Here is a 19,603-nt window from a genome sequence, read left to right on the forward strand (position 1 = left end):
GCTTTCGAGAATCTTTGCTGTCATAGATAGAGATTCACCATATGTGGACATTTATAAGTACGCAGCTTGAAAATAATTAACAAAATTGTACTATTCCACTTGCTTTAACCTTAGAATACAGGCAGGAGTACCTGAAATTTGAACGCAGAACAGTATTAAGGGCCGCAGCAACAATGAAAATAGACTTATCTAATCTTAAAAACACCATTCTTCATTCATTTCGGCCTGTTTTCGGGCTTTACCCGAAACCCCGGCTCGTTTAACCCAAAAACCGCCAACCTACTTTTTCATCCAATCCAAAAATGGGAAATCCATCAAATTACTGCAAACCCTATATTATCTTGATTCAAAATAAAGTTGTGGAACAGTTACGGCTGTTATGGGCTGGGCTTCTTTTCTCCGTCATATGTCAGTCTCTCTTTTTACAATTACCATTTCGTCAAAACCGTGCTTTATTAAGAGCTTTTTTAGTGTCGTTATGAATCGTCTTAATTCTCTTTCAAGGATGGAGTCGTAATCAGGGCTTAGTCTATTGAAGTCATTAGGCAATAAGTTAGAAATAGCATAATTAATTCCTGTTATGATTGTTGGGAAGTCAATAAAAACTAGTATTTCATCCTTTATTTGAGTGTCAATGCTTATGTTTCTTGGTCGCCCTGCATATTTAAAAGATACATTTTTGGTTTCAATTGAAGATTTTAATTTCTCAAACTGAAGATTCACATCTTGATTAATTCGGTCTGGAACTAAAATATGGAGCTTGCATTTTTTGTATTTTATTCCGTCAAGCTCATAGCCGCCATTCTCAATAAGAAACCTACAAGTAGGTGCTATGAGGTTTTCTAGATAAACGGAAGCCAATGTCGCAGAGGGGAAAAAATTAATTTCGTCATCTGAACTTGATTTGAAAAGCTCTTTAACTTGGTTCACCGCGTTTTCAAAACTTGGTTCATTTCCGTTTTCGAATACTGCTAATGATAGACCACCAAAGTCCGAAAGCAGTTTAATGTCTTTGTCAATAATAAAGGCACATTTGGAAGTGCCAAGTCGTCCTGTAAATAACCCAAGTTCGAATAAAACATTGTCTCTTGGTTGCAACATTACTTGTCCGCGGAATTCAACTTTATCGTCATTGGTTCCTAATAAAATTCCATAGTCAAATTGCAATGTTGCTTTAAGTAAGTCTGAAAGAAAGTTTTGATTAATCTTAAATACAGAAGAATCCCAAACTTTCTCATTCCAAATTGTCACATCAAAGTCTGTAGACAAAATTGTCTTCGCTTTCTCGGCTAAACTCAATTCTTCGGAAGATGAGCCAATAAAAAGTCTTTTTTTAATCATATCCCAAGTATTTTCCTTAAGTCAATAAAAATGCCTTCAACTTCAGCCATTAAGATTTTTAGGTTATTGAGTTTTTTACTATTGTATCTGAAAATGTATTCTCGACCATCAACAGAAATTATGCTATCCGCTTTTGTTTGACTAGTACAAATTTCTTTGAGTTGATTATAGATAACTGGAACAAGTTCGTAAAATGATAATGTTTGGTATTTAGAAACTTCAATATCGTAGCATACCGCATTAATGTCAAAGCTACTTAGGTCAATATCTTGGTCAGAATCAGCTTTTACATTTTTCAGAAATCGAATCATTCGTTTCAATCTTCCATTTGTTTCTGAACTTCGCTCATTTGTTCGTTTTATACTTAAGAATGGAAAATCAGGGTCGCCTTTTGAATGTGTTTCTTTATTGTAAACTTGAATTCCACGGTAGTCTCCTTTTTCATTGATTATTGATGATACATCATCATACCAATTGGCTATCACCACGTCAACTTCTCTATTCAAACTTTGATTCTTTATTTTGATTGATTTTGGTTTAGAAGTATCGCAAATGTCATAAACATCCGTCAGGGTATCTTCACTATCTAATCTTAACTGTCTTAAATCTTGTAGTGCATCCCCCTGGTATGAACCTGCATTTACTTCCTTTTCCATTTTTTCAATAGAGCTTTGTCTGTATTTTGCTCTTGTTTCATATGATTCTAAAATCTGTTTAACTCTATGTGCATCATACCAATAGAACTTGTCACTGATTGTTAATAGGTCTATGTCGCTATAACCTTTTATGTGGGTGTCTGTCATTACAGAACCTTGATATTTAAATGTTACATCACTTAGTTTTTTAGATAAATGTTCTTTTACCCGTTCTCCCGCATCTTTACTTTTTTGAGTGTATTCTGGCTCAACTCCTTTCATTGCAACTCTGATGTATGTCAGCACTTCGCTGTAGGAAACTGTCGCTAGTTCATCTGAGAATGATTTTCTTAATGTAAAATTCTCAGGATTAATTCGTCCTTTAATACTCTCCGTTAGTTGTCTATAGTTTTTTGCCATATGTCCTTATTATATATTGCGGTGATGTCCTTTAGCCTTGCCCATAACTTACTTAATATAACTTATTTGTACTGCCAAGCCATCAAGAATTGACGGCTTATTACTATAATTACACTATTTATTTAAATCTAATATTTATTACAAATCATCAAAAACAGACCTTATTTCTGAGATTATTTACATCTCATTGGAGGTAACTAAAATTACTCTATCAAACCTACCCAATCCCCCTCAACTAAAAAATCCCCTATACAGGGTATTTTTCACATTAATTATTCCTTTTCAAACTAAAATTTACGATTTTAGGGGACTTATTCAAATTTTTTGACTTATGAAATGGGATTATACTTGTAAAGACTGTGGTGTCAACACCAAGAAAGGGAAGATCAATTTTTATGGAGTGACCGAAGAATTATGGGGAAAATACGGAGTAGAGGACCGAACGTTAAGAATCAGTCCGGTGGACTGATTTAGTGAGGGGCCAGAATGCAGGGTAGGGCTTTGCCTGGAATGTTTCAAAAAAAGATTAGGTAGGGAATTTATTAGGGAAGATTTTATTCCATGTTTTTTGAATTATTTTGTAAATCCGGTTGTAAGGGACATTATTAAGCCTACTGAGGAAGAAATTAGAAAATTCATAGATACATAAATATGAAAACATTTCTAAAAAAATTTTGATTCAACCTACCACCTTAAGGAAAGATTTCAAAATCATGGTTTTTTAATTGGCGGTATAAATTCCTCCCTTAATTCTATTTCAAAGTCAAAAAGGTCTTTAGGTTGAACTCCTAAAGCAACAGAAAATCTAAATATTTCACTTGAACTAAAGTTAGTTTCAGCATTAATTACTCTTCCAACTTGCCTCACATCATTTAATCCCATTCTTTCGGCTAAAATTTCATGAGTCAAGCCTTTGGAAGTACGAATAGATTCAATTTTTAAGCCAATAGACCTTAAAAATTCTTTGTTTTTATATTGCCCCACAACGCAAGATTTAAAAAAAAGCAAAAAAATATTAGGACATATTTGTCGTGTATTTTTTTATTTATATATTTACACATGCCATTTAGTTCAACGTTTGGCATCTTTGCGAATGTGTTTATTTAGCATTTGCGCTTAAGCGTCTCGTCTTAGGAAACTGGTAATTTCAAGAGGAACGGGATAATTAAGCGAGAATGCTCACGCCTTTGGCGTGGGCTCCTTGCTTACTTGTTCCTCAGGTATACCAGTGCCTCTAAGACAGTAGGTGAGTCCCACGCCTCTTTTTTGGCAAAACTCTCCTCCTATGACGTTCTATATAAATTCATAATACTATGGAACAGGTATTTATTTGTTTTACTTCAATTCAAGAAAGCCTCACACGTTTGTCATTAGGAGTGCAAATAAACCTGTACCAACTTTTCTCTCGAAACCTATCCCTATCTGAACTCCAAAAGAACGTCATCAAATCTCCGGTTTGATGATATAGCTTTCTGGTAAGGAATGTTGGCTAAGGTTATTTAGTCTAATTACCGTTTTTAGCCCTTTCCTTTATACCTGTCCGCTGCAGAGGATAGGGTATTCAAAGTATAAATCTTATTTCTGAACGATCAGTAGCTGCCAAAATGGTGGACTGGAAGAACTTTGTCCGTTCTATTTCAGGTACCCTCGCGGCTGCTTCTGATCCTAAACCGACTGCATGAAAAAATTGATACAATCATGCTTCCTGGGACTCCCATGTCTGTACCGGAGTATCAAGTACGGAAGAAATCACAAACTGGGACATTACACCTGTCCCAATGAAAGTTTCCGGGCCATGGTTTACTTGGGCAGAAAACATCCTTATCTGCTTTGCTTCTCAAAATCCATCATGGTGAAATACCTGGAGGTGAAAGCCAGACTAAAAACATAACCACAACAAAAATGAACCCACTTACAACCACTGCAATCATAGGATTGCTATTTGACGACAGCTGAAAAGTTGCTGGTCACCCCCATAGGACCCCCACCGTGTCTTTTCTCATAAAGGTAAACGATACAATAGACCCAAATGTAGCTAGCGGATGCACAGAAGGTGACGGTACTACAGCGGTGAGGGCCGGGCAAAAGTGCTTCTAGCGCTTTATGTTCCGGGGCCGGGTCTGGTTGGTCTTTCATTGCCGAAATGATAGTTGGCCATTCATTTCCCGGCTTCCTTTATATCAATTCTCTTATCAATAACATTTCAAACATCCAGAGAGCTATTCCCAATTCTTGATTCGGGAATTAATACCATCCTTCTAAGGTGGGCCGCCTGGAACAATTAATTCAAAGAATGCATGAAAAAATTTATACACACATGCTTCCTGGCATTCCTATGCCTCTACCGAAGCAAATCATACGGCATACGAAAACGAATTGTGGGTCACCTTAATGGTAGTCGGGCAGGGAATCTTTCCCTCAAAGACAGCAGCTGGTATGTTTGCATCCCTTCCTATATCAAGCCCAAGGAATTTCCCTAAATAATGTCTTTACCCCTACCTCCATACAAGGCTCCCGGTTCACTTTCCTCATAAGGTGATTTGATCAAGGAACCCAAATGTAGCTAGCGGATTCACAAAAGGTAACGGTACTATCCCGGGAGGGAAGCCCCACTTCTGGGCCGGAGATTTAGTGATACAGTTCACTCAGGCCTCTTTTTTTAAAACCTCTTCACAAAACCATACAGCAAATTCAATGAAACATTACACTTTAATAATCCTCCTTCTTACTCCCCTTTCAATGGCATTGGCCCAATCGTCGGAAAATGGAGCCTGGATCTTTGGGGAAGTATATTCCATCCAGCCTAAAGAAAACATCCGGATATCACTTTGGAATGATGCCTTCAAAATGGCTAACAGCGAACATCCAGCATTAAATTCTATCATTCCTTTAAATCCACCTTCAATCTATGCAGGCACAATTTCCCAACGAAGCAGGGATTTCAATATGGAAATCCCACCCAACATGCTTCCCGCTTGGATAGCGTTTGAAGATACTTTAAGCGGTTTTTCCTATGGTCCATACCTCATATCCCCATCGGACAGCATCAAAATCAAATTTGACCAGATCAAACAACAGGTAATCTTCGCCGGACCTGCCCGACAATCCTTCGAGATGTCCTTAGGCCTCTCCCAACTTCTGGAAAGAAAGCTCTTCGAAATTCCCAGCATGCTTGATTTTTCGGCTCAGCCTTCTCCAAGGCAGGAGCTTCTGGACAGGTTCGAAGCGAACAACAAGCGCTTTAGAAGAAAGGTAATCCCCATCTTAACCCCACGGGAAAGACTGAAAAAAATGAAACAGACACTGCCGATTTTAAAGGAAGATGAATTCGCTCTGATTGAAGAATTTTACAAAAACCGTGTTCCTGAAACTGTCTACAATACCCTCATAAATGATTTCATTTCTCATGTGTACTTCCGGATATTTTACGGTTTTCACGGATACTTTTTCAGGGATTTAAAGCAGTCCGCTCCGGAATTAGTGGACATTTTTGCCCAATCCTTTTCATACCTCGAAAATCAGGTTGACAGCCTTGCCTCCAAATACCCGCCACTTTTCTCCCCCAATTACCTCAAAATGCAGGAATACAGAATGCTGGGTAGGGCAGCCATCGATGACAAATCGGTATATGAGGTCTCACATCTGGAAGCAGACCCCGACTTAAGGGAAGCAGTTCTTACAGCACACTTCCTCAAAAGGAATGTTATCATCAGAGAGGGAATCAGCGATCTGGGGAAGTTCCTTGTAGAGGTGCAGAATCCCATCTTCAAAGAAAGGTTGGAAACCTGGTATACTGCTTCTACTCCCGGCCTCCAAGTTCCTGACCACGCCTTCAAAGATGAGGAAGGCACAGATATCCGCATCACTGATTTCAAGGGAAAAATCATCCTGCTCAATATCTGGCTGACAGGCTGCTCATCCTGCAGATCCTTCAATGAATACCACCTGACCAAAATTGTACAGGAGTACCAAAATGATCCCGAAGTAAGCATCATATCCCTAAGCCTTGACCAAAACAGGGAACGATGGCTCAGATCCAAGGCTTCCGGCCACTATTCCCCTGAAGAGTCCATCCACATTTGGACAGGGTATAAGGGAAACTCAACCGAGCACCCTTACCTGAAATATTTCAACATCACATCTGCACCACAATTACAGCTGATTGACCAAGATGGTAAACTGACAGGCCTTGGTCTGAATGACAAAACCTATGAGGGAATCAGATCCGAAATAGAAAAACTAAAAAGCCACATTAAAAATCAACCCAACAAAACCCTAAGCAAGTAAAATGAAAAAACAACTACTCACCTCCCTGCTCTGCCTCATGCTTTCATTTGGCTTTGCACAGACTGACAGGTACCTGCTCTCAGGTACTGTCAAAGACGCCAAATCCGGGCTGCCCTTACCGGGTGCCATTGTCTCCCCGGATGACCTTTCTTCGGGAACAGTAGCCGATGAAAACGGGACCTTCAGACTTCGGCTCAAGCCAGGAACCCATAACATCTCCGCCTCCTATCTCGGCTTTGAAAGGACTGTCATGGAAATAACCCTGACTTCCGACACAGAAATCAGTTTTAGCCTCACCGAACTGGACATGGACCTCTCAGAAGTAGAGATCATGGCCACAGGATATCAGGAAATCCCCAAAGAAAGGGCTACAGGATCATTTGTCCATCTAGACAATGAACTGGTCAACAGACGGATATCCACCAACATCCTCGACCGCTTGGAAGATGTCACTCCAGGACTGATATTCAACCGTACCGGCCCTGCCAATGATCCTATCAGCATCAGGGGAAGAAGCACCATCTTCGCCAATACCCAGCCCCTGATCATCATAGACAATTTCCCCTATGATGGCCCATTGGAAAACCTCAATCCAAACGACGTGGAAAGCATCACCGTTCTCAGGGATGCGGCCGCAGCTTCAATATGGGGAGCAAGGGCAGGAAACGGAGTCATCGTCATCACCACCAAAAGAGGAAAAGCCGATGCCCCCAACCTTTCCATCAACAGTAACATCAACATTTTCCAGACTCCAGATCTCTTCTATCAGCCTGTAATGTCCATAGATGATTTCATTGGAATGGAAGAACTGCTTTTTGAACGAAACTTCTACAATGCCCAGATCAATAACATCAACCGCCCCGCACTTTCCCCGGCAGTGGAAGCTCTGCTCAGTGCAAGAAACGGGCTGATCAGCCAGGAAGAACTCCAGCGGCAGCTCAATACCTTCAGATCAAGGGATGTCCGTCACGACTTCACCAGGCATTTTTACAGGCCTGCCATTAACCAACAGCACAACATCAACCTGAGCGGCGGAACAGGAAATTACAGGTATGCCATCTCAGCAGGTCTGGACAGAAACCTTGAAAATGTAGTTGGCAACGACAACTCACGCTATACACTAAGTATCAAAAACAACTGGAACCTGCTTTCAAACAAGCTTGAAATCGGAACAGGAGTCTATCTGACAAGATGGAACAGGGATACCCGTACTGAGATACCTAGAAATATTTTCCCTTATGAAACCTTCACCGACAATGATGGAAATGCCCTCCCTGTCACCAGGGATTACAGCAGAAGGTTTATAGAAAGTACCGCCGGACTGGGACTCATGGACTGGAATTACTATCCCCTGAAAGAAATCGGTGCAGGAAATATCGAAAACATAGAAAATGATGTAAGGCTAAACCTTAACCTCGGGTACAAAATTGCTGACGGGCTAAAGGCGGGGATATTTTACCAGTACTGGACCAATGTCAACAAAACGGAAAACCTTCAGGGGCTTGACCTATATTCCACCAGAGACCTGATCAACAGGTTCGCACAGGAAAACCCCGATGGAACTCTTTCTTTTCCGGTACCGAGAAACAGCATATTGGACATCCAAAACACCGGGGCTTTCAGTCACAGCCTGCGGGGACAGATCTCCTACAACAAAGTAATCAGTCCAGTATCCAGCATAGATGCGGTGGCAGGTTGGGAATTAAAGGATTTCCAGTCTATTTCCCGGGAATTCAGGTATTATGGTTACAGGGAAAACATTGGCATTTCCCAGCCCGTGGACCTTATCAGTTCTTTCAGACAGTTCCACAGCGGGTTCCAGGCCACAATCTTTGACGGGACAAGGCACAGAGGACTTACTGACAGATTCCTTTCCCAATATTTCAATGCGGCCTATACCTATAAAAACAGATACAATGTTTCCCTTTCAGCAAGGAGAGATGCTTCCAACCTCTTTGGGGTGGACGGCAATCAGCGTGCTGTCCCGCTCTGGTCAGCTGGAATGGGTTGGGTGATTTCTGAAGAAAGCTTCTTAAATGCGGATTACCTTCCCTTCTTAAAACTCCGTGCCACCTATGGGGAAAACGGGAACGTGGACAAATCAGTATCTGCACTTACCACAGCAACTTATTTTACCAATTCTGCTTTTCTATTGGCAGGAGGAGAATTGGCAGCACAGATCAGCTCTCCCGAAAACAGGTTACTTAGATGGGAAAGGATCAAAATCCTCAACTTCGGATTGGACTTTGAAACCAAAAACAGCCGGATCAGGGGCACAGTGGAAACCTACATCAAAAACGGTGTGGACCTGATCGGAGACTCTCCCTTCTCACCTTCCACGGGTTTCTTCAGGGCAAGGGTCAACAGTGCCAGTACAAGAACCACAGGAATGGATATGGACATACAGTCCCAAAACCTGACCGGACGCTTCCAATGGACAAGCAACCTGATGTTTTCCACCATCAAAGAAGAAGTAACCGATTACTTCTTCAGGGGCACCCCGATCAATTACCTGGCTCAGCCACAGGGACAGCTTTTCCCCTTGGAAGACAGACCTCTTTTCGCCATTTATAGCCTTCCGTGGGCAGGATTAAATCCCGATACCGGAAACCCTATCGGAATCCTTGACGGAGAACTGAGTGAAAATTATGCAGAAATCTTTACCAATACCTCTCCAGAGGACCTCACTTTCCATGGCCCAAGAAGACCGCAGGCTTTTGGTGCTTTCAGAAATACATTCCAATACAAAGGCTTTACCCTGTCCGCGAATATTTCATTTCGTGCCAGATATTACTACCGAAGAGAGTCTGTCCTCTACACATCTGTACTCAGGGGGCAGGGTGGTCATGCTGATTTTGCCAAAAGATGGCAACAGCCCGGTGATGAAGACTTCACTCAAGTACCTTCTATGCCTGCTTCAGTCAATAACGTAAGGGACAATTTTTACCGTTACTCCGATGTCTTGGTGGAAAGAGGGGATCATATCCGCCTACAGGATATTCGCTTTTCCTACGACCTAAGCACTGTAGAAAATATAAGACTTCCTTTCAAAAGGGCTGAAATCTATACCTACATAAATAACCTTGGGATAATCTGGAAAAAATCTAATGACCCCATTGATCCTGATTTCAGGCAGATGCTTCCCCCTAGAAGCATAGCCATGGGAATTAACCTGAACTTCTGACAACCTAAACCAATCAAATTATGCAAACCAATAAAACAAACATACTGATTGTCACAATCATAAGTATATGCCTAATGGCCTGTCAGGAATTTCTTGACAGCAAACCGAGACTTGACCTGGAAGTACCTGAATCTTTGGATGAACTGCTGGCACTTTTGAGTGCAGAACAAAGGATGAACCAAGGTGCTTTAATAGATATAATTGCTTCTGACGACTTCTATCATACCCGTGAATTTATTGAGTCACAGGACAATCCCTTATATTTCAATGCTTATAAAAGACTGCTGACCCCTGATATGTATGCTGATGCCATACAGCCGGAATGGACTACCTTATATACCCAGATCTATACGGCAAACTTCTGCCTTCAGCAGCTTGAGCTGACCACCAGGACAGCTGAGAATGGCTCAGATTGGGATTTTGTCAAAGGATTTGCCCTCTTTACCAGGGCTTACGCCTATTCAGAATTGCTGAAGGTTTTTGCAGCAAAGCCAAGTCCCCAAACAGAATTGCAGATCAGCATTCCTTTGGTATTAAAGGCAGACATAAATACCATTGAAGAATTTGCTCCCTTGGGAAAAGTGTACTCCCAAATATTCATGGATCTGGAGGAAGCAGCGCCCTTGTTGCCAGACACACCGGGAATCAGAACCAGAGGATCAAAGTCAGCTGTCCATGCCTTAGCTGCCAGGGTTTATTTAAGTATGAATGAATTTACCAAGGCACTAAAGCACATCGATGAATCCCTGAAAATTGACAATACCTTGATGGATTTTAACTCCTTAAACCCCGCTTTGAATTTTCCTGTTGGCTTAGGTAGCCCCGAGTATGTGTATTACAAGTTTTCCGGAACATACAGTCAGCTCAATTCAAATCCTGAGGCCAGAATTGACACACTCCTTTACCGGTCTTACGAGGAGAATGACCTAAGAAAAACAGTTTACTTCTTCATCAACCCTGCAGGAAACATCAACTTTAAAGGACAGTTTACCGGAAGATCAAACTACTTCACCGGACTTTCGGTCAGCGAGAGCCTGCTCATAAAAGCTGAATGTGAGGCAAGGTTGGGGAATATGGAGGCAGCATTTGAAACGCTGAACACATTGCTTGAATCCAGGTACATGTCCGGCACTTTTGAGCCTTTTAATCCTTCAGATTTTGAAGATCCATTGGGTTTTATTCTCTGGGAAAGAAGAAAAGAATTGCTGTTCCGGGGACTGAGATGGTCTGATCTAAAAAGGTACTTAGGTGACCGGAAAGAATTTTTCCCGCTGAAAAGGGTTCTTGACAACCAAATCATAGAAATGGATCGATCTCCTGAGGCTTTTGTGTTTCCAATTCCTCAAGAAGAGTTCACCAATCGATAAAAGCAAAATCAGGTAATCCCCAAAAGAGATTACCTGATTGATTCAAATTATTTCAGACGAAAATCACCGTTTGACCCCGTAATGGGCATAGTCAGATCCTCATCTTCATAGAGACACTGGGCACTAGGGTTGTTTTCACACTCATATTGTGATGACCCCAATTGTACCGGTACCGGACCTTGAATTGGATCATTTCCCCAAACTGTCTGATTGGGATTCATGGGCTCTGTAAAAGCAAAGGCAAATACCGCAGCCAGTGCAAATACACCTGCACGTAGCAGGTTTTTAATTGAGTTTTTCATAATTTTGATTGTTTAATATAGTTAAAGTAATTCCGGTCGTTTCGATCTTATTCATAAACCTTTTGAGAGGAACGGCCGGTTTGATCCCCTCACTCCCCGATCCCCTACCTCGTAAAAAACCCGGAAGATTTATGCCTCATATCTTCTTTCTTTTCTGGTTCAAGTCTCTGACTTGGACCCCAACAACGCAGTCTCTTGACTGCTTCCTTACCAATTCACATTCCATATCGCCGGCGATCCCACCCATTCTCCGATTCCTCTTACATCGCCGGCTCTGGATACGGACTGAGTATCATCAATCCAAGGGGTTAAAACCCCAGGTTATTATATCTATCGCCCCTCTGGGGCTGTTTCGTTCAATTCCCAATTGCATCTTTCAGAATAATTCACGAAAATGGAACCGATTCTCTTAACTTTTGAAAGCTCCACTCATTCTTAATTCATCACTCTTCTTTTCTTCACTTATCATTCTAACTTCTCCCCCTCTGTGTTACTCTGTGCCTCCTCTGTGTAACTCGGTGTAATCAAAAAAATCCTTCTCCTACAGAACCAATCTCCCAAAATCACTAAGCTCCAACTTTTTACTTTTCCCATTCCTCTTCAAATTCACATTGATAGTCAAGACCTCTCAGCAGATAAATACGGAATTCAATAATTTGTGTAATCAGTGTAATTCCTGCCTGCAGCAGGCAGGCGTGGTTTCAATATATCCTAACTTTCAATTTGACCGGTCTCTTATATCTGCCAAAGCTCTCCCTTTCCGAAATCAGTCATCCCAATTTTATTCTACCTTAATGAACCGTCTTAATGTCTCAATTTCTTAATGGTTCAAAATCTCCGAAATCCGCCTTCCGAAATCCGAAATTCTCCCCATTCCACATTCCCTCACTCCCATAGTCCCTCAGTCTCTCAGTCCCTTCGTCTCTGCGTCCCTCAGTCTCTCCGTCCTTCCATCTCTAAGTCCAACAACCCCCATCCCCAAAACCGCCACATTAAACACCAAATGCTCCCACCACCCCAAACTCTCCAGCACCCCTCCACAACTACAGGGAATCCTGCCAAATATCCCAGTCAATACCAAACCTATATAGCCCGTGAATATGAACATCAGAATAACAGATAACCTTAATCCCCAAATCCTCCATGGAGGAACCAACAGCATGATCGCCACCCCAATCTCCAAAGCAGGAAGCCCATATAAAATCAATGTGGCCATCCATTCTGGAAACACCTGATTGTTTATGGAATTCACAGTTCCATACCAGTCGATCAATTTGCTGGCACCGGTATATACAAACAATACAGCAAGCAACATACTGAGCACCTCCACTTTCCAGGTGTTCTTTTGCCTAGATGATTTTACATTTTGAACCCTCTGTTTTATGTCAGAAATCCCTTTCATTTCCACCAAATTAGGCACCAATACATCCAAATAAAAAACCACCTGTGACGAAAACCACCTAAAAGGAATTTGTGATTTTTTACACTTTTTTTTACAAAAATTCATACAAAAAATCAAATGCTGTCGCTTTTTATAACCATTAACTCAAAATGGCCCATTTGGGCCCACAACTATTCATCCTAATATGTTTATTTGAAACCGAAATCGTTTTACCATGGTCCTGTATAAAAGAAGGTTACAACTCAGGCTCTATATGCTCAATAGCCAACTTCCCTTGGATCCTCTTGCAAGATTCATGATGGAATATGCGGTACCATTGGACTTTAAGAAAAACGAAAAAATCAAATCACCGGGAAATAAAGAAGCTTTTTTCTTTATCAACAAAGGCATGGTCACAGCATTTGACACACAACTTTCCAATTCACCTTACCTCAGGTTATTAGGCCCAAATAACCTGTTCGTTTCCCTTAATTCGAATTCTCCATTCACACAACTTTCCTGGCAGGCCCTTTCCCCATCAAAACTCCTTTACATCCCATACATCCCCATCAAAAATAATTTAGCTCCATTCTATCTTCAATGGGAAAAGCTCATACAACATATTCAAGAAATTGAGAAAGAACGAATGCACCATCATTCCATATTGAATGCCCTTAAAAACAATGAAAAGTTAGATTACCTCGAAAAAAACCTTCCTAAAATCCTTATAAAATCAAATTACGGGACAATTGCAAGATTCATTGGAATCAGCAGAGAAACATTAGTGAGGCTAATCTCGAAAAAAAACCACATGCCGATCATTTTTTAAGCATATTTCCTATTTTTTGTCGCTTTTTTCTAAAATTTTAGTCACTTTTTACCTAAAACTGTTGACTTTATTGATTTTACTTTTATAGATTTAATTAATTCGTTTTGCCGTAACCCTTTTTAGGAATCAACACTTTTTAGAAAATCCTGGAAGTATAGGAGAAAAATCACACTCCTGAAGAATGTCCATTGCCTATGATTTTATCTTTTACTTTTAACCCAAATATGCTATGAAAATGACCAACGAAGTATTATGGAAATTGAAAAACATCATGGATAAACTGGTAAAATATCCCATTGATGATTACTTGAAACTCGAAAAATTCATCACCCTAAACCGCTATCAAAAAAATGAGGTGATCAGAAAAGAAAATACCAAGGTAGATGCAGCCCATTTAATCCTGGAAGGCTCTCTTGCACTGTACCAAGACGACAAAATCATAAGACCTTACTTCAAAGAACAGGTAGCTTTTGACCTGAATTCCTACTATGAAAAGACCACTAGTCCCTACAGGTTGGTGGCTTTGGAAAATTCCGAAGTGGTGACCGTCACCAGAACCCAGGAACTAAAAATACTGACCGAAATACCTTCATTAAGCGACCTATCCAATTCCTTAAAGGAAATAGCTGCTGCCTCAGATCAAAAATGGCTTCATATTTCACAATTACATTACAAAGAATCCATACCACTGGTTTATGAATATTTTGGAAATAAACTCAGCATCCTGACCAGAAAACAGTTGAGCGAACTGATAGGGGTACATTACAGAACCATCGATAGATACAATAACAAAAGGTTTCAGAATAAAAATAGTATTGCCACCATGGCACGTAACAGGGAAATATTCAATTACCATTTCCCCTCCATCCTACACCCCGAACATGAATACCTTGAAAACATTACTTGCCATTGGGTAAACAAACTCCAATTGCTGCCACGGAATAAAGATGTCATCCAGTTCCAGAAAATGAAAATGTCCCATTTGGCTTCAAGACTTTACCCTGAAGCAGATATTGAAATTTCCGTCTGGATTTCAAAATTGTTTGCCCTGCTCTTTATTCTTGATGATTATACCGACCAATTGCCCAAAGGGAAGAAATCACGCTTTTGGTTGGGAATACTTGGTGTCGCGCTACAGATTACCGAAAACAAAACCCCTCACCCTGATGGAGAAATGCCACTGAAATTCATCAAAGCTATTTCATATTTATGGACCAACCTTTCCTTCCTATCCTCACCTATAGCAATAAAACTTTTCCGATTATCTCTGGTGTCATATGTGAGGGAATGTGCATGGGAAGCATCAAACCTTGATGAAAATAAAATACCCTCAATTGAAACTTACCTCATCAAAAGACCCATATTCTCCGGAGGAAACCTGGCTCTGAACCTGATACCATTCACTCTGGAAAGAGCTTATCCAAATATTCACCAAGTCTGGCCTTCCATCCATAGGTATATGACATTGGCGTCCAAACTCATATTTATTTCCAATGACCTCATTTCCTTCGACAAGGAAAATAAACTGAATGATCCGCACAACTGGATATTTCTGCTTTCCCATGATGTCGGTATGGAAATAGATCAGGCCAGAAAACATCTTTTATCTATTCATGATCAGGTGTTGGAAGAATTTCTCACCCTCGACAGGCAATATTTGGAAAAGTATTCACCGGAAAACCGAACCCTATTGCAAGCTATCAAATGTATCAAATACCAGGTTTCCGGTTCAGTTTCATGGTCTGTCAAAGACACCAAAAGGTATGTAGCCTTTTAATCAAATATTAAAGTTTACATATTTCTTTAAGGCCTGTCTTCCTGGCAGGCCCCTTGATCTCCTCTTTAGGAAACAAAAGCTTAATAAATAGACCGAAGATTATTTTTTGAAGACAGATCATGCACAGGAAAAGGTGTGTAATTTATGCAAAGGATATACAGCGGATGACTGATCGATCCGAGAGATATTCCCAGGATTTGCTCCAGAAAATCCGTGGATATTTCAATAAAAAATCACATCAGTTTGTCACCGTTAAAGAATTCTCCGAATTTTCCGGTATCCCCATAGAAGATATCGAACATTACCTATAAGCTATTCTTTTTACAAAGTACCCCTATCGCTGAACAATTTACCAAAACTTTCAAAACTCGACTGGTTCAACTCGACTGGTTCAAGTCTGTGACTTGGACCCCATCATTGCAGTCTCCTGACTGCCTTCTTAAAAACAAACCTTTCAAAGCTCCCTCCTTTCCGAAATCCTCCCTCCGAAATCCAACTTTTTTCCCTCCTTTTTACTTTTGCCTTTTTCCTTGGCTCTTACTCCTATACAGTCTCCAGACTGCTTCCTTACAAATTCACATTCCATATCGCCGGCTATCCCACCCATTCTCCGATCTCACTTACAGCGCCGGCTCTGGGGTTGGGCTCGCATCATCAGCCCAGGGTTCCGGTCGTTCCTCCCTCACCCTGGGCTACCGATAGGCCGCCCCTTCAGGGCGGTTTCATCCATATTTCAATAACATATCTTGAAATGTAAGAGTGAAATTACCAGGTTTCTAACCACGGCACTTGTCCGCTACGCCACAGGCACATAAGCGTTGCGGAACAATGACACCTGTCCGCCGTGGCTGAACCCGACAACTATGACAACTTTTTCATTCACTATTCATTCTTCATTCTACATTCTCTCCCCCCTCCGTGCATCTCCGTGCCTCCTCAGTGCATCTCTGTGTAATTAAAAAAAATCTTTCTTCTTCAGAACCGATCTCCCAAATTCACAAAGCTCCTTACTTTCCGAAATCCGACTTTCGAAATCCTAAATTCTCCCCATTCTCCATTCCCTCACTCCCTCAGTCTCTTCGTCTCTAAGTCATTTACCGTTCCCCAATCAAACAATCATTTTCCATTCCTCACTCTTCATTCTACCCCCCCCTTCCCCGATACTTCCCCTATACATACGATATACATACGGTATACATACGCCTATGAAACGACAAAATCCAAGATTTCATTGTACTTTTCCAATATGATTATTTTTGATAATCTATCCTAAAAATCTGAATGAACCTATTGTCCAAAACTATGACTTACCCAAGACTTTGACTGGTTCAAGACTCTGTCTTGGACCATATCAATGCAGTCTCCTGACTGCCTTCTTAAAAACTAACCTTTCCTATCACCGGCGATCCCATCCATTCTCCGATTCCACTTACAGCGCCGCCTCTCGGTCCGGGCTGGCATCATTTCACCCAGGGTTCCGGTCGTTCCTCCCTCACCCTGGGCTACCGATAGGCCGCCCCTACAGGGCGGTTCCAAGCTCATTCCAATTAACATCTCTTTAAATGTAAGAGTCAAATTTCCAGTTTTCTAACCACGACACTTGTCCGGCATGGTGGAACCTGACACTTGTCCGTGGCGGAACAATGACAACCCGACAACCCCAAACTCTCCATTCTCCGTGTCTCTCTGTGCTTCCTCGGTGCATCTCTGTGTAATTTAAAAAATCCTTCTCCTTCAGAACCGATCCCACCAACTCACCAAGCTCCCACTTTTTACTTTTGCCTTTTGCCTTGGCTCTTAAATAATCTCCCTCAGAACCAAACTCCTCAAACCTCCAAAGCTCCCAACCAAGACAACCTGACAACAATGACAACTTTTTCCCCCCATTCTTAATTCATAACTCTCCATTCTACATTCAACCCCCCCCTCTTTCCGCAATATCCGCAGCATCCGCAAACTCATTTCCCCATCTCCCCACCCCTTACCATATTTGACCATGTTTCACTTAAAACAAGATAAACATGGCTAAACAAACAAGTATAATAACACTAAATGGTGCCATTGGAGGAATTTCCTTCTATAAAACCAAAGACGGATACCTCGCAAGAGAAAAAGGCGGGGTCAGCAAATCCAGAATCATGAATGATCCCCGGTTCGCAAGAACCAGGGAAAATATCAGGGAGTTTACTGAAAACGCCAGGGTAACCAAACTGGTACTGGATACTTTGAGACCTGCAACACTCAGGATTGCAGATCCAAAAATTTACCAAAGAATGGTCAGGCTGTTCATGCAGATTCTAAGAACTGACCCTGTCAACAACCGTGGGGACAGAAAAGTAAGTGAAGGAGATTGGGACCTTTTCCAGGGTTTTGAACTCAATGCCAGATCCGGATTGTCAAGCACCTTGAGAGTGGAATTTGCACAGGTAAATACTGCCACCGAATGGGGCGTCAGTTTACCCGCTTTCCTCCCATCAGATTTCCTGGTCGTCCCAGAAGGGGCAACTCATTTCAAAGTCTTTATTGCAGGAGTCTCGGTGGAAATGGACACGGGCGAAAGAACCCTCCAAATGGAGTCAACCGCGGAGCTTCCGGTCAACCAGCAGGCTGATCCTATCAGCCTAAGCCTTCAAAAGGCAGAGGTACCGGAACCCCATAAAGCCTTCATCCTGGGAGTGGAATTCGTCCAACTGGTCAACGGGCAGCATTACAATATCAACAATGGTATCTTTAATGCAGCAGCTGTTGTCCTTACTGAGGTGGTTTAAGCAATGAAACTCCAACTGATCAGGTGGTACGGTAAAAAGGAAACACGGGCTTTGCTATTGAAGGACAACAAAATCCTTTGCAAAACTCTGGAACCCTCCCTTACCGCTGCCTACCCGGTTCCAGTCTGTATTCCGGAAGGTGTTTATACCTTCAAACTGGAATATGGGGAGGAAATTGGCTGGTATATCCTACTGATCGGTGCCGATCAATCCATCAAAGGACAGATGCTGCCTTTGAAAGGAGGAATGAAAACCGGAGAGTACACACTCTCTCCGGTCACCTCCTATCGGGAATCCGGCAGGTTTTCAAAGCTTGCATTCCTGAAATTGATGGACCGGTTATCTGAGTGGATAAGCCAGGGAGAGGAAATAAGCCTCGAAATCAGTTCTGCTAAAACTTCAATGAGAAAAGAGCAATGGTATTCACAGAAGGTTTTATCGGATTGATCCTGGGGGGAATCAGTTCCCTCCTCCTATCAGTGATCGCATATTTCCTGAGGCTTTTGGTACAGGACATCCGGGACCTTAAAAAAGACCAGATGAACCTGAGAGAACTCTGCATTTGGCTTAAGGCCGAGCAGGGGCATATAAAAAAAGAGGTGGAGAGCCTCGTCAAAATAAACAAAACTTAAAATTAACAAACAATGAAAACAATAGAGGAAATAAAATACAGATTAACGGGACCAACCCCACCATTCTTTAAGAAATTAAGGAATATAGGATTGGTGATCACAGGTGTAGGAGCTGCCATCCTGTCTGCTCCTGTCAGCCTTCCCATGATCCTGATCCAGGGAGCAGGCTATCTTCTGACAGCAGGGACAGTGATCACGGCCATCAGCCAGGTCACCCTTCCCCATGAACCGGAAGAAGAATAATCCCCTCTAGGATTAAAAAGAAAACCGTTAAATCCTTAAACGGTGTTCAAAATTAGAAAACCTGAATACTCAACCCATAAAAAGCAAAAAACCACGATCCTTCGACCGTGGTTTTTTTTATTAACCTGAATAGTTCAATTTCTCACTCTAGTCTACTACTGAGGATCTTAGTGCTAATCCCCAAGCTTCGCGCCTAATTCTTTGCAAGACACCGCAAGCTGCTTTTCAAATTCTCTGGACAAATCATGTTCTTGCTACCTCTGAAACTGGATAAAACGCCAAAACTGAACCAACTAACTTTCCCCACCATATCTTTAATTTCTTTGAGTCCTTGGTGCGCTTAGTGGTTCAAAATATCCTTTTCTCCAACAAAACGGTCACATAAACTCACAAAGCTCCATCCTTTTTACTTTTGCCTTTTTCCTTGGCTCTTAATC

The 19,603-nt window shown here is 41.6% G+C and carries 18 protein-coding genes; 12 read left to right on the forward strand and 6 right to left on the reverse strand.

Features of this window, described 5'->3' with window-relative positions:
• Positions 1–402: 402 nt before the first annotated feature.
• Positions 403–1,341, reverse strand: coding sequence for a CBASS system CD-NTase-associated NAD(+) hydrolase Cap12 (cap12, locus tag ACFSKV_RS09515; RefSeq protein WP_380801824.1), 939 nt, complete (start codon positions 1,339–1,341; stop codon positions 403–405).
• On the reverse strand, positions 1,338–2,396 hold the full coding sequence (locus tag ACFSKV_RS09520) for a nucleotidyltransferase-like protein (RefSeq protein ID WP_380801827.1): 1,059 nt from the start codon (positions 2,394–2,396) through the stop codon (positions 1,338–1,340). Before ACFSKV_RS09520 ends, cap12 begins: the two co-directional genes overlap by 4 nt.
• 331 nt (positions 2,397–2,727) lie before the next feature.
• Between ACFSKV_RS09520 and ACFSKV_RS09525 the strand changes: the two genes are divergently transcribed.
• Positions 2,728–2,865 (forward strand): hypothetical protein, encoded by a 138-nt coding sequence (locus tag ACFSKV_RS09525; RefSeq protein WP_380801830.1) that lies wholly within the window; start codon positions 2,728–2,730, stop codon positions 2,863–2,865.
• A 242-nt stretch (positions 2,866–3,107) separates the two neighbouring features.
• Here ACFSKV_RS09525 and ACFSKV_RS09530 read toward each other — a convergent pair whose 3' ends face one another.
• Entirely contained in the window at positions 3,108–3,380 is a 273-nt protein-coding gene (locus ACFSKV_RS09530) for a helix-turn-helix domain-containing protein (RefSeq protein ID WP_380801833.1), read from the reverse strand.
• Positions 3,381–4,074: 694 nt separating this feature from the next.
• Between ACFSKV_RS09530 and ACFSKV_RS09535 the strand changes: the two genes are divergently transcribed.
• The 4 genes from ACFSKV_RS09535 (at position 4,075) to ACFSKV_RS09550 (ending at position 11,234) form a co-directional block, all read left to right on the forward strand.
• A complete protein-coding gene (locus tag ACFSKV_RS09535) occupies positions 4,075–4,287 on the forward strand; it encodes a hypothetical protein (RefSeq protein WP_380801836.1) in 213 nt (70 codons plus the stop codon).
• Positions 4,288–5,090: 803 nt separating this feature from the next.
• Positions 5,091–6,683 carry a TlpA family protein disulfide reductase gene (locus ACFSKV_RS09540; protein WP_380801838.1) on the forward strand — a complete coding sequence of 531 codons (1,593 nt, stop codon included), beginning with the start codon at positions 5,091–5,093 and terminating at the stop codon, positions 6,681–6,683.
• A gap of 1 nt (position 6,684) precedes the next feature.
• Positions 6,685–9,867, forward strand: coding sequence for a SusC/RagA family TonB-linked outer membrane protein (locus ACFSKV_RS09545; protein ID WP_380801840.1), 3,183 nt, complete (start codon positions 6,685–6,687; stop codon positions 9,865–9,867).
• 20 nt (positions 9,868–9,887) lie between these two features.
• The gene (locus ACFSKV_RS09550; protein WP_380801842.1) at positions 9,888–11,234 is read left to right on the forward strand and encodes a RagB/SusD family nutrient uptake outer membrane protein; all 1,347 of its coding nucleotides are present in this window, start codon (positions 9,888–9,890) and stop codon (positions 11,232–11,234) included.
• A 47-nt stretch (positions 11,235–11,281) separates the two neighbouring features.
• Here ACFSKV_RS09550 and ACFSKV_RS09555 read toward each other — a convergent pair whose 3' ends face one another.
• Entirely contained in the window at positions 11,282–11,536 is a 255-nt protein-coding gene (locus ACFSKV_RS09555) for a hypothetical protein (protein ID WP_380801844.1), read from the reverse strand.
• 901 nt (positions 11,537–12,437) lie between these two features.
• Positions 12,438–12,938, reverse strand: a complete 501-nt coding sequence (locus ACFSKV_RS09560; RefSeq protein ID WP_380801846.1) for a MauE/DoxX family redox-associated membrane protein — start codon at positions 12,936–12,938, stop codon at positions 12,438–12,440.
• A 214-nt stretch (positions 12,939–13,152) separates the two neighbouring features.
• Between ACFSKV_RS09560 and ACFSKV_RS09565 the strand changes: the two genes are divergently transcribed.
• From ACFSKV_RS09565 to ACFSKV_RS09575, 3 genes are all read left to right on the forward strand, one after another.
• Positions 13,153–13,746: a cyclic nucleotide-binding domain-containing protein gene (locus ACFSKV_RS09565; RefSeq protein ID WP_380801848.1), complete on the forward strand. Its 594-nt coding sequence runs from the start codon at positions 13,153–13,155 to the stop codon at positions 13,744–13,746.
• 229 nt (positions 13,747–13,975) lie between these two features.
• Complete coding sequence (locus ACFSKV_RS09570) at positions 13,976–15,523, forward strand: terpene synthase family protein (RefSeq protein ID WP_380801850.1); 1,548 nt, start codon at positions 13,976–13,978, stop codon at positions 15,521–15,523.
• 119 nt (positions 15,524–15,642) lie between these two features.
• A complete protein-coding gene (locus ACFSKV_RS09575) occupies positions 15,643–15,834 on the forward strand; it encodes a hypothetical protein (protein ID WP_380801853.1) in 192 nt (63 codons plus the stop codon).
• 1,247 nt (positions 15,835–17,081) lie between these two features.
• Here the strand turns inward: ACFSKV_RS09575 and ACFSKV_RS09580 are convergent.
• Complete coding sequence (locus tag ACFSKV_RS09580) at positions 17,082–17,387, reverse strand: hypothetical protein (RefSeq protein WP_380801856.1); 306 nt, start codon at positions 17,385–17,387, stop codon at positions 17,082–17,084.
• 157 nt (positions 17,388–17,544) lie between these two features.
• On the opposite strand from ACFSKV_RS09580, the gene ACFSKV_RS09585 reads away from it, so the two are divergent.
• Genes ACFSKV_RS09585 through ACFSKV_RS09600 form a run of 4 tightly spaced genes read left to right on the forward strand, consistent with a single transcriptional unit; the run spans position 17,545 to position 19,166 of the window.
• Positions 17,545–18,291: a hypothetical protein gene (locus ACFSKV_RS09585; RefSeq protein ID WP_380801859.1), complete on the forward strand. Its 747-nt coding sequence runs from the start codon at positions 17,545–17,547 to the stop codon at positions 18,289–18,291.
• 3 nt (positions 18,292–18,294) lie between these two features.
• Positions 18,295–18,738, forward strand: coding sequence for a DUF5675 family protein (locus ACFSKV_RS09590; protein ID WP_380801861.1), 444 nt, complete (start codon positions 18,295–18,297; stop codon positions 18,736–18,738).
• Positions 18,708–18,923, forward strand: coding sequence for a hypothetical protein (locus tag ACFSKV_RS09595; RefSeq protein WP_380801864.1), 216 nt, complete (start codon positions 18,708–18,710; stop codon positions 18,921–18,923). The genes ACFSKV_RS09590 and ACFSKV_RS09595 overlap by 31 nt, the downstream gene beginning before the upstream one ends.
• Before the next feature lie 12 nt (positions 18,924–18,935).
• Positions 18,936–19,166 (forward strand): hypothetical protein, encoded by a 231-nt coding sequence (locus ACFSKV_RS09600; RefSeq protein WP_380801866.1) that lies wholly within the window; start codon positions 18,936–18,938, stop codon positions 19,164–19,166.
• The last annotated feature ends 437 nt before the right edge of the window (positions 19,167–19,603 follow it).

It is taken from the genome of Shivajiella indica, assembly GCF_042683085.1.
Classification (GTDB): Bacteria; Bacteroidota; Bacteroidia; order Cytophagales; family Cyclobacteriaceae; genus Shivajiella; species Shivajiella indica.

Bases quoted from the DNA above. Each gene is read 5' to 3' on its own strand.
- cap12 (WP_380801824.1), bottom strand. From the start codon at position 1,341: ATGATTAAAAAAAGACTTTTTATTGGCTCATCTTCCGAAGAATTGAGT.
- ACFSKV_RS09520 (WP_380801827.1), bottom strand. From the start codon at position 2,396: ATGGCAAAAAACTATAGACAACTAACGGAGAGTATTAAAGGACGAATT.
- ACFSKV_RS09525 (WP_380801830.1), top strand. From the start codon at position 2,728: ATGAAATGGGATTATACTTGTAAAGACTGTGGTGTCAACACCAAGAAA.
- ACFSKV_RS09535 (WP_380801836.1), top strand. From the start codon at position 4,075: ATGAAAAAATTGATACAATCATGCTTCCTGGGACTCCCATGTCTGTAC.
- ACFSKV_RS09540 (WP_380801838.1), top strand. From the start codon at position 5,091: ATGAAACATTACACTTTAATAATCCTCCTTCTTACTCCCCTTTCAATG.
- ACFSKV_RS09545 (WP_380801840.1), top strand. From the start codon at position 6,685: ATGAAAAAACAACTACTCACCTCCCTGCTCTGCCTCATGCTTTCATTT.
- ACFSKV_RS09550 (WP_380801842.1), top strand. From the start codon at position 9,888: ATGCAAACCAATAAAACAAACATACTGATTGTCACAATCATAAGTATA.
- ACFSKV_RS09555 (WP_380801844.1), bottom strand. From the start codon at position 11,536: ATGAAAAACTCAATTAAAAACCTGCTACGTGCAGGTGTATTTGCACTG.
- ACFSKV_RS09560 (WP_380801846.1), bottom strand. From the start codon at position 12,938: ATGAAAGGGATTTCTGACATAAAACAGAGGGTTCAAAATGTAAAATCA.
- ACFSKV_RS09565 (WP_380801848.1), top strand. From the start codon at position 13,153: ATGGTCCTGTATAAAAGAAGGTTACAACTCAGGCTCTATATGCTCAAT.
- ACFSKV_RS09570 (WP_380801850.1), top strand. From the start codon at position 13,976: ATGAAAATGACCAACGAAGTATTATGGAAATTGAAAAACATCATGGAT.
- ACFSKV_RS09575 (WP_380801853.1), top strand. From the start codon at position 15,643: ATGCACAGGAAAAGGTGTGTAATTTATGCAAAGGATATACAGCGGATG.
- ACFSKV_RS09585 (WP_380801859.1), top strand. From the start codon at position 17,545: ATGGCTAAACAAACAAGTATAATAACACTAAATGGTGCCATTGGAGGA.
- ACFSKV_RS09590 (WP_380801861.1), top strand. From the start codon at position 18,295: ATGAAACTCCAACTGATCAGGTGGTACGGTAAAAAGGAAACACGGGCT.
- ACFSKV_RS09595 (WP_380801864.1), top strand. From the start codon at position 18,708: ATGGTATTCACAGAAGGTTTTATCGGATTGATCCTGGGGGGAATCAGT.
- ACFSKV_RS09600 (WP_380801866.1), top strand. From the start codon at position 18,936: ATGAAAACAATAGAGGAAATAAAATACAGATTAACGGGACCAACCCCA.